Below are 16,914 nucleotides of genomic sequence, written 5' to 3'. Positions count from 1 at the left end.
AAAATATTTAGTTGATATAATGAGCACTAACAAATTTAATTTAAATTTTAGACACAAAATAAATGATGAAAACCTTATAATTGCAATTTCTCAGGATTATGAAACATCAGAAGTTTTGATGGTTGCTTATATGAATGAGGAATCCTTCATGAAAACATTAAAAACTAATAAAGTTCATTACTGGAGTACTTCTAGAAATAAGATATGGTTAAAAGGAGAAAGTTCCGGTCACCTACAGAATGTGAAAGAAATCTACGTGGATTGTGATCAGGACGCAGTTCTAATAAAAGTTCATCAAGAAGGCGGAGCATGTCATGAAGGATATTATTCCTGTTTTTTCAGGAAAATAGAGGATAAAAATCTGAAAATAATTAAAGAAAAGGTTTTTGAACCTGACAAAATATATGGGGAGAAGTAAATGAAAATAATTCCAGATACAAGTGTTATTGTGGATGGCCGTATCACCACTATTGTCCAGGAAAAAGAATATGATGGATGTAAAGTTGTAATTCCAGAAGCAGTTGTATCTGAATTGGAATATCAGGCAAATAGAGGACGAGAAACAGGTTTTAATGGTCTTGAAGAACTTAAGAATTTACAAAAATTGAACCAGAAACAAAAAATTGAATTAAACTATGTAGGCAGAAGGCCAACCTTAAACGAGATATCACTTGCTAGAGGGGGCGAAATAGACGCTTTGATAAGGGGAACCGCCCAGGAACATGATGGCACCCTAATTACCAGTGACAAGGTACAATCTGAAGTGGCAAAAGCCCAAGGCCTGGAAGTAATCTATATAAAACAGGAAATAATTGAATATGGTGATCTAGAGATAACCAAATTTTTTGATAAACATACCATGTCAGTTCACTTGAAAGAAAATGTGGTTCCTATGGCCAAAAAAGGGCGGCCAGGAAATATTAAACTGGTAAAAATTGGTAAAAAACGTCTATCATTCTCTGAAATACATGGAATGGCTCGTGAAATTGTAGAACGGGCCAAATCTGATTTTAATAGTTTTATTGAAATTGAAAGAGAGGGCGCCACTGTAATTCAATTCAGAGAATATCGTATTTCTATTGCCAGACCTCCATTTTCCGATGGTTTTGAAATAACTGCGGTAAGGCCAGTGGCCACGGTTTCACTTGAGGATTACAAACTTCCAGAAAAATTAATCGACCGTTTGACCAACGTAGCCAAGGGTGTATTAATTGCAGGATCTCCTGGAGCAGGTAAAACGACTTTTGCCCAGGCAATAACCGAATTTTATAGTAATGAACTTAATTCCATAGTTAAAACCATGGAATCCCCTCGGGACCTTCAAGTAGGTGATGAAATAACCCAGTACGCACCCCTAGAGAAGGATATGCAAAAAACTGCCGATATACTTTTACTGGTAAGGCCGGATTATACTATTTATGATGAGTTGAGAAAAACCAAGGATTTTAAAATATTTGCTGATATGCGGCTGGCTGGAGTAGGCATGATCGGAGTGGTGCATGCCACCCGACCCATTGATGCTATCCAGAGAATAATTAGTCGAGTAGAGCTGGGTATGATTCCCTCAATTGTAGATACAACCATATTTATTGATGATGGGATGGTTAAAGCAATTTATGATGTGGCATTAACTGTAAAAGTACCAAGTGGAATGGTTGAAGCGGACTTAGCCCGGCCGGTTATAGAGATCAGGGACTTTGAATCAGGAGATCTGGTCCATGAAATATACACCTATGGTGAGCAGACCATTGTAATGGATGTGGGAAAATCAGAATATAAAAAATCTCCAGTTTTGAAAATTGTTGAAAGAGAAATAATAAAGGAGATAAAAAAGAAGATTCCCAAAGCCACTGTAGAAGTAGATATGAAATCTGATAAGCGAGCTAACGTTTGGATTGACGAAAAAAATGTGGCCAAACTCATTGGAAAGAAAGGAAAAACCATTGATGAAATTGAAAACAAAATTGGTATAAGCATCGGCGTGGAGTCGTTAACTTTAAAGACTGTTGAAGAAACATTACCTGTGAATGTAGAAATTGCCGGAAATTATGTGGTTCTAAACTTTGGAAAAGACTTTATTGGAACTCCTTTTGATATAATCGTAGATGATGAATATTTATTTACGGCAACTGTGGGTAAAAAAGGAAATATTAAAATTAAAAAAGATATAGAACTTGCAGATATAATTATAAAAGCATTAAAACGTAACATACCTATTCTGGCTCGAATTAGAAACGAATAATTTTTATAATATTTAATAAAATAAATTCAAAATTTTCGCTAAATTGGTGAATTCGAATGAAAATTGGAGTATCAAGCCTAGCATTATATCCTGATTCTCTTGGTGACATTTTATCATTTCTAGAAAATATAAAAGTGGAATACTGCGAAATAATAAATGAATATCCATACCATAAAGTTGACAGTGCCATTACCAATTCATATAATGTTAAAATCCTTATTCATGCCCCTTTATCGGATATTAACTTAGCTTCTTCGAATTATGCAATTAGAAAAGCTTCGATTTCTCAGATAAAAAATTCAATTGAAACTGCATCAAATATGGATTCAAATATAGTAGTAGTTCATCCGGGAACTACTTCTGTAATTGCTACTAAATTCAAGGATAAAGTACACAAGGACTGTATATCCTCACTTAAAGAATGCTCAAAATACGCCGATGAATACGGCATAGACATGTGTGTGGAAAACATGCCAAATATTAATGGATTTCTTTGTCAGGATATTGGAGAACTTCAAAAATTAGCTGATGAAATTGACAGTTCCATAACTATGGATGTGGGCCATGCTCACACCAATAAATTCAATATTGAAGATATGTTAAGCTTGAAGAGAATCAAACACATTCATCTTAGTGATAACAATGGTTCCTATGACAGCCACAATGCACTAGGCAGCGATGAGATTGATTTTAAATCTCTTATTAATAGATTGAGGAGATTAAACTATAAGAGAGTTCTCACAGTTGAGGTTAAAAATAAAGAAGAAGTATTAAAGAGTCTTGAATATCTGGATAAAATCTAAAATCCCTTTTAGATAACTAAATTTTTATATAAATAGGTTTTAATAAAGATTGCCGAATACTTATAAGAAAAAATAATATGAATATATTTATAAAAACTTTGAATAAAGTAGTAAATATCAATTTTTCATGGAAATATATTGATTAAAGTGGAGAGTTTTATATGAAAGTTGCAATAATTGGCGGAACTGGAGACCAGGGTTTTGGTTTGGCATTAAGATTTGTTCAGGCCGGACTGGATGTCATTGTAGGATCAAGAGATATTAAAAAGGCTGAAAATACGGTAAATATAATAAAAAATATGATTAAAGGAGATGAAATGCATATTCAAGGGATGACCAATGAAGAAGCTGCAGAACAAGGCGAACTACTCATCTTAACCGTGCCTTTGCAAGCTCAGGTTATATCCCTAAAAAGTATCAAAGAGTATGTAGATGAAAAAATACTGGTTGATGCTACTGTGCCGCTGGAAACCTGTTTAAGTGGTAAACCTAATAGATATGTTGATTTGTGGGAAGGATCTGCTGCAGAAAGAGCCGCCGGACTTTTAAAAGACAAAGACGTAAAAATAGTTTCTGCATTTAATAATATCAGCTCTGCCAGTTTGATCAATATAAAAGAAGATATAAAGTGCGACTGTTTAGTCTCTGGAGATCATGAAGATGCCAAAGTAGAAGTTATGAAACTAGCAGAAAAGATTCCGGGAGTCAGATCAATTGACTGCGGCCCTCTGGAGAATGCACGTATAGTAGAAAAAATTACACCACTTCTAATAAATCTTAATATGCGAAATAAAATCAAATTAGCAGGACTGCGCATTACAGGACTTTGATCTAGAAAAATTTATTTATATCATCTTTAAACATTTTTTTAACTTATTTTTATCCTAAATTAGTTCAATTACATTAAAAAATATATAATCGTGAAGAAAATGGATATCTTAAATAAAACAACCGAAGGAATAACCAAACACGCATTGGAAGTAATTAAAAAAATCGACGAAGAACAGATCAACTTAATGATTGAAAAAATTATTCATTCAGAATCTATTTTTATTGTAGGAACTGGAAGATCTGAATTAGTGGGAAAAGCATTTGCCATGCGTTTAATGCACCTTGGATTTACAGTTTACGTTGTTGGGGATGTAACAACCCCTGCAATTAATGATAATGACTGTTTAATTGCTATATCTGGTTCTGGAGAGACAAAAACTGTTACATTAGCAGCTACAACTGCTAAAGATGTGGGTGCATTTGTAATTGGTATTACTGGAAATATACAATCTACTTTAAAGGAATTGTTGGATGTGGTTATCAACATTGAAACTAAAACAAAGGAAGCCTGGAAATATTATACTTCAAGTGTATTGAAAGGGGATTATGATGATTTAACACCCATGGGAACTCTTTTCGAAGATACCACCTTATTATTCCTTGATGGTTTAATTGCAGAGTTTATGGTGCGTTTAAGTAAAAAAGAAGACGATCTCAAAATGAGACACGCTATAATTGAATAACTTAATCTAATCAGGTGCTTTTGATGCGTTCAGAGTTTTCAGAAAACATGGTTACAGTTAGAGATCCTAAAGCCGTAACACTCAATGAAAAGAGTCATTACGGTACACTTACTGATGATGGCCTTCAGCTTTCATTAATAGAAGCCTTTTTTTTAATGGAAAAGGACAAAATTAAAATTTATAAATCAGATAAAAAGCTCAAAAAAAAGGAAATGGGACAGATACTGCATAAAAATAGGATATTTACCAAATATCTTGTTTTTAAAGACTTGAGAAATAGGGGATATATTGTCAGAACAGGATTTAAGTATGGTTCAGAGTTTCGTTTATATGAAAGGGGCACATCTCCTGGTGATGGACATTCAAATTACCTGGTAAAAGTTATAACAGAAAATTCTAAGATATCGGCCTCTGATTTTTCAAGTTATGCCCGGGTGGCGCATGGTGTAAATAAAAAACTGCTACTTGCAGTTGTTGATGAAGAAGGAGATATAACTTACTATAATATTGAATGGATGAGGCCCTAAACCTAAACATTCTTAAAAATAAATATGTTTAAATCTACATTAATAAAAGGTGATTAATTGATAGATCCATGGAGTTCAGCCATAATAGATTATGAAAAGCTGGTTAATCAATTCGGAATTAAACCATTTGCAGATTTAATTAATGATATTGCTGATCCTAATCCCCTTATGAAGAGAAAGATAATTTTTGGGCACCGGGATTTTGGTAAGATAATCAAGGCCATCAGAGAAAATAAAGAATTTGCAGTTGTAAGCGGTATGATGCCCAGTGGAAAAATGCATATAGGCCACAAGATGGTGGTAGATCAATTGATATGGTACCAAAATCAGGGAGCAGATATTTATATTCCTATTGCAGATATGGAATCTTACTCAGCCAGAGGAGTTGATTTTAAAACTTCCAAAGAATTGGCCATAAATGAATATATTACCAATTACATAGCACTAGGACTGGATCTAGAAAAAAGTAATGTACATGTTTATCTGCAATCAAAAAATAAAGTAGTAGGCGATTTAGCATATATACTCTCTAAAAAAGTCAATTTTAATGAGATGAAAGCCATATATGGATTTTCAGGTAGCACAAATATTGCTCATCTTTATGTTCCTATGATACAGGTTGCAGATATTATACATCCCCAACTGGAAGAATGTGGCGGACCAAAACCTACTGTGGTTCCCGTAGGCCCTGATCAGGACCCACACATAAGACTCACCCGAGACATTGCCGAAAGATTCAAATCCCAGTATAACTTTATTACACCTTCTTCTACCTATCATCGCTTCATAACTGGATTGACTGGTGAAAAGATGTCAAGTAGCAAACCTAAAACAGCAATTTTCTTAAGTGATTCTCCTGGAGAGGCTCAAAAAAAGCTAAAATCTGCAAAAACGGGTGGTAGAGAAAGTTTAGATGTTCAACGACAAAAGGGTGGAGAACCTGAAAAATGTGTGGTTTATGAATTGTTACTGTATCATCTGATTGAATCAGACAGGGAACTTGAAAAAATATACCGTGAATGTAAAAACGGTACACTTATGTGTGGTGAATGTAAAAATAGATCAGCAGATATTATTAAAAAATACTTTAACAAATTATCAACTAAAAGAGATGAAGCCAAAGAAATAGCAGCAACTATATTAAGTGAGGACTAGAAGTGAAAAAAGAAAAATTTGAAAGCACCCTGGGAGCATTATATCGTAGAAATGAAAAATTTCTTTTCCTTTCCGCAGCTATATTTCTAGGTTCTATCTTCATTGGATACTTCCTTTCCGGGATTTTTAGTGGCTTAGATCAATATTTTGGAACTATCTTCAAAGACCTCCAGGATGGTGCACGTAGTGGAGAACTTAAGCTGGAAACTATTCCCATCTTTCTCAATAACATTCGAATCGCACTTATAATTTATGGAGGAGGGCTTTTACTCGGATCATTCACAGTTATATTCCTCTTTATCAACGGCGCTTTTATTGGTTATGTTGCTTCTAAAGTTCCTTTAGGAGATTTTATAATATACACTATACCTCACGGTATTTTTGAGGTTGTTGCTATCATAATTGCAGGTGCGGCTGGTTTCAGGCTGGCTACTAGCGTATACTACTTTATTGATGGAATGTTATATGAGACCTGGTATGGATCAATCCTAGAAAAAATCGGATTTATTTTCAAGAAAAATCTGGACGAAGTCAAGGAGTCACTGATTCTTTTTGCAATTGCACTTGTTCTACTAGTTATAGCGGCTATTATTGAAGCTAATCTCACATTACCGTGGGCAAATTATATTCAAGGTTTAATATAATTACCTAATTAATGTAAACTTACATAATTTTTAAGTTAGAATAGTTTTATTTTATAATTAAGTTAAAATTAATTTGTTGGTGGAATAATGATTAAATGTATTAGTTGTGGTATGGAATATGAAGATAACGAAATAATTTACACTTGTAAGAAATGTGGATCAATACTTGAAGTAATATGTGACGTAGATATTTCCAAAGAAATATTTAAGTGCAGAAGATCCACTATGTGGAAGTATAAAGAATTTATGCCTGTTGATGAATCTTCTATTGTCACTTTGGAGGAAGGTGGAACTCCATTTTGTAAATGTGACAAACTGGGAGAAAAACTTGGTGTAGATCTTTACGTGAAAGTTGAAGGTTCCAATCCCACTGGAAGCTTTAAAGATAGGGGTATGAGTGTAGGAATTACCAAAGCTATGGAACTTGGAGTAAATGCGGTGGGATGTGCATCAACTGGTAACACCTCTGCCTCACTGGCAGCATATGCAGCCCGTGCTGGGCTAAAATGTATTGTACTTCTTCCTTCAGGTAAAGTAGCACTGGGAAAACTGGCCCAAGCTATGTTCCACGGAGCAGATGTAATATCAGTTAAGGGGAATTTTGACGAAGCCTTAGAAGCAGTCACTGCCCTGGCACTGGAAGGTAAATTATACCTTTTAAACTCAGTGAACCCTTACCGCTTGGAAGGACAAAAAACTATTGGGTATGAAATAATAGATGATCTGGGCTGGCAGTCACCTGAAAGGATCATATTACCTGTTGGGAATGCAGGAAACATATCTGCTATATGGAAAGGAATAAAAGAATTTAATAGAGCAGGATTTATGGAAGATTTACCTATGATGACTGGTATACAGGCTGAAGGGGCTGCTCCTATTGTAAGAGCTATAAGGGAGGGTAAAGAAGAAATTGTTCCTTTTGAACACCCTGAAACTGTGGCAACTGCAATAAGAATTGGCGCACCAGTCAGTGCTCTAAAAGCTATAAGGGCCATAAATGAATCTGATGGTTATGCAGAAACCGTTACTGATGAGGAAATTTTAAGCGCTCAAAAGATTCTGGCAAGAACCGAGGGTATCGGAGTTGAACCAGCTTCTGCAGCTTCAATAGCCGGCCTTATAAAGCTGGTTGATAACGGCGTGGTCGATAAAAACGAGAAGATAGTATGTATAGTAACTGGACATCTTCTAAAGGATCCGAATACTGCTATAAATGCATGCACTGAGCCGATTGAGATGGATGCAAATATAAATAAATTGTCAAAATTTATTACAGGATTATAAAACTTTTTTACTAAACTAATCCATCAAATAAGCTCTTTTTTCTTTTTTATTATTTGTCAAAATGGACTTCATATATTATTCTAATTTTTTTATGATGACCAAAAATCATATAGTTTGCCAGAAAATAAGCAATGATCTCATACTTAGCCATTAGATCACCAAAGATCATATAGTTATCCTAAAAATCAATGAAAAAAACGATAAATATATATAAGAATATGAACACAGATTATATTACATAAATTGAGGTGATTAATTATGGAATTACCAATTGCTCCAATCGGAAGAATAATAAAAAATGCTGGTGCAGAAAGAGTAAGTGATGATGCTAGAGAAGAATTGGCAAAAACTTTAGAAGAAATGGGGGAAGAGATAGCATCTGAAGCTGTTAAATTAGCAAAACACGCTGGAAGAAAAACTATCAAAGCTTCAGACGTTGAAATGGTTGTTAAAAAATTCTAATTACTAAATCATACATTTCTTTTTTCTTCTATTTTTTATATTTTATCCCAGAAAAATTAAACAATAATTCTATAATTGATTTTATAAGTCCTATTAAATATTTGAACATAATACAGGAATATAATACACTATTACAATTTAGACAAATTCAGTTAATTGTGTAATTAAAAATAATTATAAAAATAAACATATTCTCACTAAAACTACCTAAAAATCATCCTATTCCAAAGAGTATAAATGTTTAATAGGTTAATATAATCTAAAACATCTCAATAGATTTAAGAAAAAGATATGAGTAAAAATGAACCTAAAATTAATAACTTATCTTTATGGTAATGATTTATAGAAAAACTATATAAGGGATAATAGATTAACATTTAATTGCTAATTTTCTTTTAATATTTAAAATAAATTTTTTAAGTTTGAAAATTAGATTCTGATTTCTTTGAAGTCATTTAATCATATTTGGCAACAACTTTTATATATTTCAATGTAAAAGTAGATTTGCTGATGGATGGTAAAAAAACCAGATGAAAAAGGAGGTAAATGAAAATGGCAAAACCAATATATGTAAAATTTGACGTACCACAAGAGATAGCTGACAAAGCTTCTGAAGCGTTAGAGATAGCAAGAGAAACAGGTAAAATAGCAAAAGGTACCAATGAAGTTACCAAAGCAATTGAAAGAGGTAGTGCAGCTTTAGTATTAGTGGCTGAAGATGTTGATCCTGCTGAAATAGTAGCTCATATTCCTGTACTTGCTGAAGAAAAGGAAATACCTTATGTATACTTGCCCACTAAAGATGAAGTAGGTGGAGCAGCAGGTTTGAATGTAGGTACAGCATCTGCATGCATCGTAGAAGCTGGTGAAGCTGAAGATCTTGTAAAAGACGTTGTTGAAAAAGTTGAAGAACTTAAAAAATAGTTTTATTACACTACAAGATGTTTAAATGAAAGGCGTATGCCTTTCTCACTTTAATTATATCAGGTGATTATATGGAAGAAGGAACTCCAGCAGAAGTGATCGAAGTTCTGAAAAGAACTGGGATGACTGGAGAAGTCATGCAGATTAAGTGCAGAATAATGGAAGGACGAGATAAGGGTAGAATATTAACAAGAAATGTTATGGGCCCTATACGAGAAGGTGACATATTGATGTTACTGGACACAATCAGAGAGGCTAAGGAAATTCGTACCCCTTAAATAGCAGGTGTTTAATATGAGAGAATGTTCATTCTGCCACGAAAATATTCCAGAAGGTACAGGAATGATGTACGTCAAAAAAGATGGTACAGTGTACTTTTTCTGCAGTAGTAAATGTGAAAAGAATATGATAAATTTAAAAAGAGTTCCAAGAAAGGTCAAATGGGTTAAAAAATGATAGAAAAGAGCTTTGTTATGATAAAACCCGACGCGGTTAATCGTAGACTCATGGGCGATGTTATAATTAGATTTGAGAATCGGGGACTTAAAATTGTCGCAGCTAAAATGTTGCACATTAGCGAAGATCTGGCTAAGGAGCACTACGGCGAACATGAAGAAAAACCATTTTTCAATGACTTAGTAAAATACATTACATCCTCTCCTGTTTTAGCTATGGTAATTGAAGGAGATGAATGTATAAGTCTTATTAGAAAAATGGTAGGTGCTACTAACCCTAAAGAAGCTGATTTGGGAACTATCAGGGGTGATTTCGCCCTGGATACTGGAAGAAACATAATACATGCTTCTGATTCAGCCCAATCCGCAAAAAGAGAAATAGCCCTATTTTTCGATGAATCTGAAATCTGCCAATACCAGATGCCAGATGAACATCTAATATACGAAAGTTAAGCTCGAGTTTTAAATATTTTCAATCCTCTTTTTTCAATTTGGAGGTTTAAATGAATATCAGATCACCAATAGTATCAGTGTTAGGTCACGTAGACCATGGTAAAACCAGTCTCTTAGATTATATAAGAGGTAGTGCCATAGCTCAAAAAGAAGCTGGTGGAATAACCCAGCACATTGGTGCCACAGAAATCCCCATAGAGGTTATAGAAAATATATGTGGTGATTTTCTAAAAAAATTTGATATTAAAGAGTCTCTTCCCGGACTTTTTTTCATTGATACTCCAGGCCATGAAGCTTTTACCACACTTAGAAAAAGAGGAGGAGCTCTTGCTGATCTGGCTATTCTTATTGTAGATATAAATGAAGGTTTTAAACCTCAAACTTATGAAGCGTTAAGTATTTTAAAAATGTATAAAACTCCTTTTATTGTTGCAGCTAATAAAGTCGATAGAATATACGGCTGGGAAACAGACAAAGGAAAGACTTTTCTGGAAAGTTTCTCTAAACAACCTTCAAGTGTCCAGCAAGCACTTGAAACAAAATTATACGAGCTAGTTGGAATTTTACATGATGAAGGATTTGAATCAGAAAGATTTGACCGTGTTGAAGATTTTGCAAAAATGGTTAGCATCATTCCAATAAGTGCAATTAATGGAGAAGGAATACCTGAACTTTTAACCATGCTCATGGGACTGGCACAACAATACTTAAAAGCACAATTACAAATAGAAGCCACCGCACCAGCCAAAGGTACTATCTTAGAAGTTAAAGAAGAAGTAGGACTTGGTTTGACGATAGACGCAGTAATTTACGATGGAATCATAAAGAAAAACGACAACATTGCATTGATGGCCAGCGACGATGTGATAATAACGAAGATTCGATCTCTTCTAAAGCCTAGAGCCTTAGAAGAGATAAGAGAGTCCAAAAAAAAGTTCCAAAAAGTGGATGAAGTAGTTGCTGCTGCTGGTATTAAAATTGTAGCACCCAACATTGAAAATGTAGTTGCAGGTTCTCCACTTATTGTTGCAAAAGATGACATTCAAAAAGTTAAAGAAGATCTTTTAAAGGAAGTAGAAGACATTAAAATTGACACTAACGAAATGGGAGTAACTGTAAAAGCTGACACCCTTGGATCACTAGAAGCACTGGTAAATCTTCTTAAAAGTATGAAGATCCCTATCCGGATTGCAGACATAGGAGACGTATCCCGAAGGGATGTGTTTGATGCTAATATAGTTAAAGGTGAAGATCCCCTGCATGGTGTGATAATTGCATTTAATGTAAAAATTCTACCTTCTGCTGCAGAGGAAATTAAATCCTCCGGTATAAAAATTTTCGCTGGAAACGTTATATACCAGATAACTGAAGACTATGAAGAATGGATTAAAGCATCAGAAGAAGAAAAAAGGAAAAAATGGCTTGATGCTATAACAAAACCTGGAAAAATCAGGATAATACCAAAACTAGTTTTTCGTTACAGCAAACCTGCTATTGCAGGAATTGAAGTTTTAAGCGGCACAATCAAACAAGGTTACACTCTTATAAGAGAGGATGGAACCATTGTTGGTAAAGTTGAAAGCATGCAGGATAAGGGAGATAACAAAAAATCTGTTTCTAAAGGCCAACAAGTCGCAATGGCCATAAAAGATGCAGTTTTCAGTAAAAATTTTGAAGAAGGAGACGTTCTCTACGTTGACCTGCCTGAAAAGCATTATAAAATACTTGAATCTGAACTTAAAAATAAACTAAGTGAAGATGAATATGAAACACTTCATGATACAGTAGAAATAAAAAGAAAAGTAGAACCAGATTGGGGAGTCTATTAGATATATAGACAAAAAAAGATAGATCTATTGAATCTTATAATCTATTGAATCTTATAGATAGAAAACAATAAATATGGATAACTATTATAAAACCAGAATAAGAAGGAGGAGATATTTTGGCATTTAAATTGGTGATTTCAGAAAAGGAAAAAAGCCATCAGATTGAGATTGATGCTAAACAATCAAAAAAATTAATCGGATTAACTCTTGGTGAAGAATTTGATGCATCAGATATTGGTTTAAAAGGATATAAACTAAAAATAACCGGCGGAAGTGACAAAAACGGTTTTCCAATGAAGAAAGATATCAGCGGACCAAGAAGGATAAAAACTCTTACTTCTGGAGGTATTGGATACAAACCTCAAAGATCAGGAGAAAGGAGAAGAAAGACTGTCCGTGGAAACACTATTTCTGATGACATCGTCCAAGTCAACACTATTGTTAGTGAAAAAGGAAAAAAAAGCCTGGAAGAGATTCTAGAAGCTAAAGAAGAATAATTAAATTCTACATAAAATGATTAATATAAATGAATTCGGGTGTAATCTGTGAAAATACAATCAGAGATAAACATTGGGCTTGTAGGTCACGTTGACCATGGGAAAACAACCTTAACAAAAGCCCTTTCAGGAATATGGACGGATACTCATAGTGAAGAAACAAAAAGAGGGATTTCGATAAGGTTAGGTTATGCTGACATAACCTTCCGCAGATGTTTGGAGTGTCCACCTCCTCAATGTTTCACCACAGCAGTAATATGTAAACATTGCGGAACTGAAACTGAGATGCTAAGAAAAGTATCATTTGTAGATGCACCCGGTCACGAAACTCTCATGGCAACCATGTTGTCTGGTGCTGCTATAATGGACGGAGCAGTTCTGGTAATTGCAGCCAACGAGCCATGCCCTCAACCACAAACCAAGGAACATTTGATGGCCCTTGACGTTATAGGCGTAACCAATGTTATTGTAGTTCAAAATAAAATTGACATAATATCCAAAGAAAGAGCTATAGAAAGCTATAATGAAATTAAAGAATTTGTTAAAGGAACATGTGCAGAAGATGCTCCTATAATTCCAGTTTCAGCCCAGCAAGGAGCTAATATAGATATTCTAATTGAACTTATTCAAGAGAAGATAAGAACTCCTCGCAGACAAATTAGAAAACCAGCCAGGATGTATGTAGCTAGATCATTTGACATTAACAAACCAGGATGCCCTCCTAAAGATATTGTAGGAGGAGTTATCGGCGGTTCTCTTGTACAGGGAAAGCTGAAGGTCGGAGATGAACTAGAAATAAAGCCAGGTATACAAATTAAAAAAGAGTGGACGAGTTTAAATTCCACTATAACCGGTTTAATTGCTGGTGGAGAATCTGTTGAAGAAGTAGGTCCGGGAGGACTGGTGGGTGTTGGAACACTTTTAGATCCAGCTCTGACTAAAGCAGATTCACTCTCAGGATCAGTTGCAGGAAAACCTGGAACACTTCCTCCAATTTTACATGAATTTACCATGGAAACCAATCTTTTAGACCGTGTAGTGGGTACTAAAGAGGAGAGAAAAGTCGAACCTATAAAAACTGGTGAACCTTTAATGATTAATGCTGGAACTACAACCACTATTGGTGTGGTAAGTAGTGCCAGGAAAAAGGATGCAGATGTTACACTCAAATTACCTGTCTGTGCTGAGGCTGGCCAAAGAGTAGCTCTAAGTAGACGTGTAGGGGCTAGATGGAGGTTAATTGGATATGGTATCATTAAATGAGCCAAAAGAAGTCATACTTGATGCAAATTTTTTATGATACCTGCTCAATTCAATGTAGATATTATCACAGAATTAGAGCAGATACTGCCTTCATATAGATTTACAGTTCCTTCATTTGTAGTAGATGAACTTAAGAAGATCAAAGCTAGAAGTAAAGGTAAAAATCGTATTGCAGCTTCGGTTGCCATTAAGATTGCTTTATCAGAACCAGTTAAAATCGTTGAAATTGAATTAAACAAAAACGAAAAGGTAGATGATGCTCTTCTTAGAATTTCAAAAGTTCTCTGCACTAATGACCGGGACCTTCGAAGAAGAGCCCGGGAAAAAAATATTTCAGTTATTTATCTGCGTCAAAGAAAATATTTGGTAACTGATGGACATATAAAAGATATCTAAATTAATAGCCATAATCTGATCTAACCAACCCAGATAGTCAAATTATTGTTTAATTAATTAATTGTCTGTAATATAGTTAGATAATTATTGGAGTATATTCATAATATAAATGTTAGATAATTTAAATATCATAAATTCTATTTAGGACTTAAAGTATAGAGGAGGAGTTTAATGAATCTTTGGAAAGATTTAAAACCTGGACCATCCATTCCAGAGGTAGTTTATGCAGTAATTGAGATCCCCAAAGGATCAAGAAATAAATATGAATACGATAAAGATATGGAAGCATTTGCACTTGACCGAGTATTGTACTCACCCTTTTATTATCCTGCTGAATATGGTATAATTCCGCAAACTCTATATGATGATGGAGATCCTATGGATATTATGGTACTGATGGAACAGCCCACATTTCCGGGTTGCGTCATAGAAAGTCGTCCCATAGGCATGATGAAAATGATTGACGGCGGAGATAAGGATGATAAGATATTAGCTGTTCCTGTGGAAGATCCAAGATTTGTGGATGTAAATGATATTACTGATTTACCAAAACATCTCTTAAAAGAAATTGCACATTTTTTCAAGGAATATAAAACGCTTGAAGGAAAAGAAACTGAAGTTTTAGGATGGGTAAATCAAAAAGAGGCATTTGAAGCAATTAAACATTCTATAGATCTTTATAATAAAATTTAACTAAAAAAATCTGAAATAATGATAAAAATATTATTTAAAAAATATGCAGAGGGATTTGATTGTATTTAATCTCAAAAATCGAGGACACGGTGAGAATCCCACCTAGCCGCTTCGAAGAACCATTAGAAGATGTTGCTGTAGAAACTATAAATGAAACCTATGTGGGTAAAATTGACAAAAAATTGGGTTTAATGGTAACAGTAAAAGAAATTGAAGATATTGGAGTAGGAAAAGTAATAATGGGAGACGGTGCGGCGTATCATGATGTAATATTCACAGCCCTCTTTTTCAAGCCAGATTTGCATGAAATAGTAGAAGGTGAAGTAATTGAAGTCACTGAATTTGGTGCATTTGTAAGGATAGGCCCTATGGACGGTCTGGTCCATGTATCCCAGGTAACTGATGATTACATTAATTATGATGGAAAAAGAGGAGCATTAATCGGCAAAGAATCCAAGAAAACATTGGAAGAAGGTAATAAAGTTCGGGCTCGTGTTGTTGCTTTGAGCCTTAAAGGAAAATCTTCTAAAGAAACTAAAATTGGTTTAACCATGAGACAGCCAGGTTTAGGAAGATTTGAATGGATTGAAAAAGAAAAGAGGAAGAAGAAGAAATGACTATTAAAGCCTGCACAAAATGTCACAGGATCATGAATGAAGATCGATGTGCAATATGCAATTTACCTTCATCTACCAATTGGAGCGGCTTGCTTATAATAATTGATCCAGAAAAATCAGAGATAGCAAAGGAATTAAATATAACCCTTCCAGGGGAATATGCTTTGAGGGTTAGATAGTGTTAATACTTAAAAAAGAACTTAGATCTGTTCTTAAAAAGCCCTTTGGAAAGCTGTATTCTTCATTAGATGAGGCTAAAAATTCCCTACCAGAACATAATATTTTAATAAGTGTAGGGGATGTAACAACTAAAAACCTGCTAAAATCAGGATTAATACCTGACATTGGAATTATTGATCATAAAATTCAAAGAAAAGAATCAAAACATAATATTGACTACGATTCAGTCACGTTATATGCGAAAAATCCTCCAGGAACCATAACCCAAGAGCTCTGGTCCACTATAAAAGAAGCTATAAAACTGGTGGAAAAAAAGGTGCAGGTACTTATAATAGTAGAAGGAGAAGAAGATTTATCAGTACTTCCCTGCATTTTAAGTTCACCTCCAGACTCTATAATTTTATATGGTCAACCCAATGAGGGTTTAGTGGTGGTAAAAGCTGATGAAGTAAGAAATATGACCAAGGATATAATTGAAGAATTTGAGGAGGTATAATTTATGGAAATTAACATAAAAGATCAAAAAGAAAATGCATTATTAAACAGAACAGAGATACAATTTGACTGTACATATCAAGGAGAAGCAACTCCTAAAGTTTTAGACGTTAAAAATAAATTGGTAGCAATGTTAAACGCTAAAAAAGAACTTTTAGTAATAGATCAACTTAAACCGAGTTTTGGTGAAGGTCGAGCAGACGGTTACGCTAAACTCTATGACTCCGAGGAAAGTTTAGCTGATATTGAAACCAAACATGTCATAGAAAAAAATAAAGAACCTCAAAAAGAAGAAGCAGTGGAGGAAAAAGAATGAAAAAGAGTGAACTCTATGAGGTTAAAGATAACAAAATAATTAGAAAAAATCCTTTCTGTGTAAGATGTTCCAGCGGAGTCTTCATGGCTGACCATGGAGATCGATTTGCATGTGGAAAATGTGGATACACTGAATGGAAAACTAAAGAAAAACAATAAAAATTGT

Annotated in this window: 24 protein-coding genes; all 24 read left to right on the top strand. The window is 34.3% G+C overall.

Annotation, left to right across the window (positions count from 1 at the left end):
* The first annotated feature begins 19 nt into the window (after positions 1–19).
* Positions 20–418 (top strand): phosphoribosyl-AMP cyclohydrolase, encoded by a 399-nt coding sequence (locus CIT01_10355; protein AXV38580.1) that lies wholly within the window; start codon positions 20–22, stop codon positions 416–418.
* A complete protein-coding gene (locus CIT01_10350) occupies positions 419–2,242 on the top strand; it encodes an ATPase (protein ID AXV38579.1) in 1,824 nt (607 codons plus the stop codon).
* Between the two features lie 56 nt (positions 2,243–2,298).
* Complete coding sequence (locus CIT01_10345; GenBank protein ID AXV38578.1) at positions 2,299–3,045, top strand: sugar phosphate isomerase; 747 nt, start codon at positions 2,299–2,301, stop codon at positions 3,043–3,045.
* Positions 3,046–3,206: 161 nt separating this feature from the next.
* On the top strand, positions 3,207–3,875 hold the full coding sequence (npdG, locus tag CIT01_10340; GenBank protein ID AXV38577.1) for an NADPH-dependent F420 reductase: 669 nt from the start codon (positions 3,207–3,209) through the stop codon (positions 3,873–3,875).
* 99 nt (positions 3,876–3,974) lie between these two features.
* Positions 3,975–4,559, top strand: a complete 585-nt coding sequence (gene hxlB, locus CIT01_10335) for a 6-phospho-3-hexuloisomerase (GenBank protein AXV38576.1) — start codon at positions 3,975–3,977, stop codon at positions 4,557–4,559.
* Positions 4,560–4,582: 23 nt separating this feature from the next.
* Positions 4,583–5,086 (top strand): tRNA-intron lyase, encoded by a 504-nt coding sequence (gene endA, locus CIT01_10330; GenBank protein AXV38575.1) that lies wholly within the window; start codon positions 4,583–4,585, stop codon positions 5,084–5,086.
* Positions 5,087–5,143: 57 nt separating this feature from the next.
* Positions 5,144–6,241, top strand: coding sequence for a tryptophan--tRNA ligase (locus CIT01_10325; GenBank protein AXV38574.1), 1,098 nt, complete (start codon positions 5,144–5,146; stop codon positions 6,239–6,241).
* Positions 6,242–6,243: 2 nt separating this feature from the next.
* Positions 6,244–6,885: a hypothetical protein gene (locus CIT01_10320; GenBank protein AXV38573.1), complete on the top strand. Its 642-nt coding sequence runs from the start codon at positions 6,244–6,246 to the stop codon at positions 6,883–6,885.
* 87 nt (positions 6,886–6,972) lie between these two features.
* Positions 6,973–8,169 carry a threonine synthase gene (locus CIT01_10315; GenBank protein ID AXV38572.1) on the top strand — a complete coding sequence of 399 codons (1,197 nt, stop codon included), beginning with the start codon at positions 6,973–6,975 and terminating at the stop codon, positions 8,167–8,169.
* A gap of 258 nt (positions 8,170–8,427) precedes the next feature.
* A complete protein-coding gene (locus CIT01_10310) occupies positions 8,428–8,631 on the top strand; it encodes a histone (protein ID AXV38571.1) in 204 nt (67 codons plus the stop codon).
* 552 nt (positions 8,632–9,183) lie between these two features.
* Positions 9,184–9,555 carry a 50S ribosomal protein L7ae gene (gene rpl7ae, locus CIT01_10305; GenBank protein AXV38792.1) on the top strand — a complete coding sequence of 124 codons (372 nt, stop codon included), beginning with the start codon at positions 9,184–9,186 and terminating at the stop codon, positions 9,553–9,555.
* Positions 9,556–9,626: 71 nt separating this feature from the next.
* Complete coding sequence (locus CIT01_10300; protein ID AXV38570.1) at positions 9,627–9,833, top strand: 30S ribosomal protein S28e; 207 nt, start codon at positions 9,627–9,629, stop codon at positions 9,831–9,833.
* Between the two features lie 16 nt (positions 9,834–9,849).
* Positions 9,850–10,011 carry a 50S ribosomal protein L24e gene (locus CIT01_10295; GenBank protein ID AXV38569.1) on the top strand — a complete coding sequence of 54 codons (162 nt, stop codon included), beginning with the start codon at positions 9,850–9,852 and terminating at the stop codon, positions 10,009–10,011.
* Positions 10,008–10,463, top strand: a complete 456-nt coding sequence (locus CIT01_10290) for a nucleoside-diphosphate kinase (protein ID AXV38568.1) — start codon at positions 10,008–10,010, stop codon at positions 10,461–10,463. The genes CIT01_10295 and CIT01_10290 overlap by 4 nt, the downstream gene beginning before the upstream one ends.
* A gap of 50 nt (positions 10,464–10,513) precedes the next feature.
* Positions 10,514–12,292: a translation initiation factor IF-2 gene (gene infB / locus CIT01_10285; protein ID AXV38567.1), complete on the top strand. Its 1,779-nt coding sequence runs from the start codon at positions 10,514–10,516 to the stop codon at positions 12,290–12,292.
* Positions 12,293–12,408: 116 nt separating this feature from the next.
* Positions 12,409–12,789, top strand: a complete 381-nt coding sequence (locus CIT01_10280) for a 30S ribosomal protein S6e (GenBank protein AXV38566.1) — start codon at positions 12,409–12,411, stop codon at positions 12,787–12,789.
* 48 nt (positions 12,790–12,837) lie between these two features.
* Complete coding sequence (gene eif2g, locus CIT01_10275) at positions 12,838–14,052, top strand: translation initiation factor IF-2 subunit gamma (GenBank protein ID AXV38565.1); 1,215 nt, start codon at positions 12,838–12,840, stop codon at positions 14,050–14,052.
* 33 nt (positions 14,053–14,085) lie between these two features.
* A complete protein-coding gene (locus CIT01_10270; protein ID AXV38564.1) occupies positions 14,086–14,448 on the top strand; it encodes a twitching motility protein PilT in 363 nt (120 codons plus the stop codon).
* A 171-nt stretch (positions 14,449–14,619) separates the two neighbouring features.
* Positions 14,620–15,141: an inorganic pyrophosphatase gene (locus CIT01_10265; protein AXV38563.1), complete on the top strand. Its 522-nt coding sequence runs from the start codon at positions 14,620–14,622 to the stop codon at positions 15,139–15,141.
* Between the two features lie 59 nt (positions 15,142–15,200).
* Positions 15,201–15,758, top strand: a complete 558-nt coding sequence (gene rpoE, locus CIT01_10260; GenBank protein AXV38562.1) for a DNA-directed RNA polymerase — start codon at positions 15,201–15,203, stop codon at positions 15,756–15,758.
* Positions 15,755–15,937, top strand: a complete 183-nt coding sequence (locus CIT01_10255; GenBank protein ID AXV38561.1) for a DNA-directed RNA polymerase subunit E'' — start codon at positions 15,755–15,757, stop codon at positions 15,935–15,937. The genes rpoE and CIT01_10255 overlap by 4 nt, the downstream gene beginning before the upstream one ends.
* Positions 15,937–16,434 (top strand): hypothetical protein, encoded by a 498-nt coding sequence (locus CIT01_10250; protein ID AXV38560.1) that lies wholly within the window; start codon positions 15,937–15,939, stop codon positions 16,432–16,434. The genes CIT01_10255 and CIT01_10250 overlap by 1 nt, the downstream gene beginning before the upstream one ends.
* Positions 16,435–16,437: 3 nt before the next feature.
* Positions 16,438–16,749, top strand: coding sequence for a 30S ribosomal protein S24e (locus CIT01_10245; GenBank protein ID AXV38559.1), 312 nt, complete (start codon positions 16,438–16,440; stop codon positions 16,747–16,749).
* Positions 16,746–16,907 (top strand): 30S ribosomal protein S27ae, encoded by a 162-nt coding sequence (locus CIT01_10240; GenBank protein AXV38558.1) that lies wholly within the window; start codon positions 16,746–16,748, stop codon positions 16,905–16,907. The genes CIT01_10245 and CIT01_10240 overlap by 4 nt, the downstream gene beginning before the upstream one ends.
* Positions 16,908–16,914 lie beyond the last annotated feature (7 nt).

Origin of the sequence: Methanobacterium sp. BRmetb2, from assembly GCA_003491285.1 — an archaeon.
Lineage (GTDB): Archaea > Methanobacteriota > Methanobacteria > Methanobacteriales > Methanobacteriaceae > UBA117.
The sequence above is the reverse complement of the archived record's forward strand: the minus strand, read 5'-3'. Positions and strand labels throughout refer to the sequence as shown.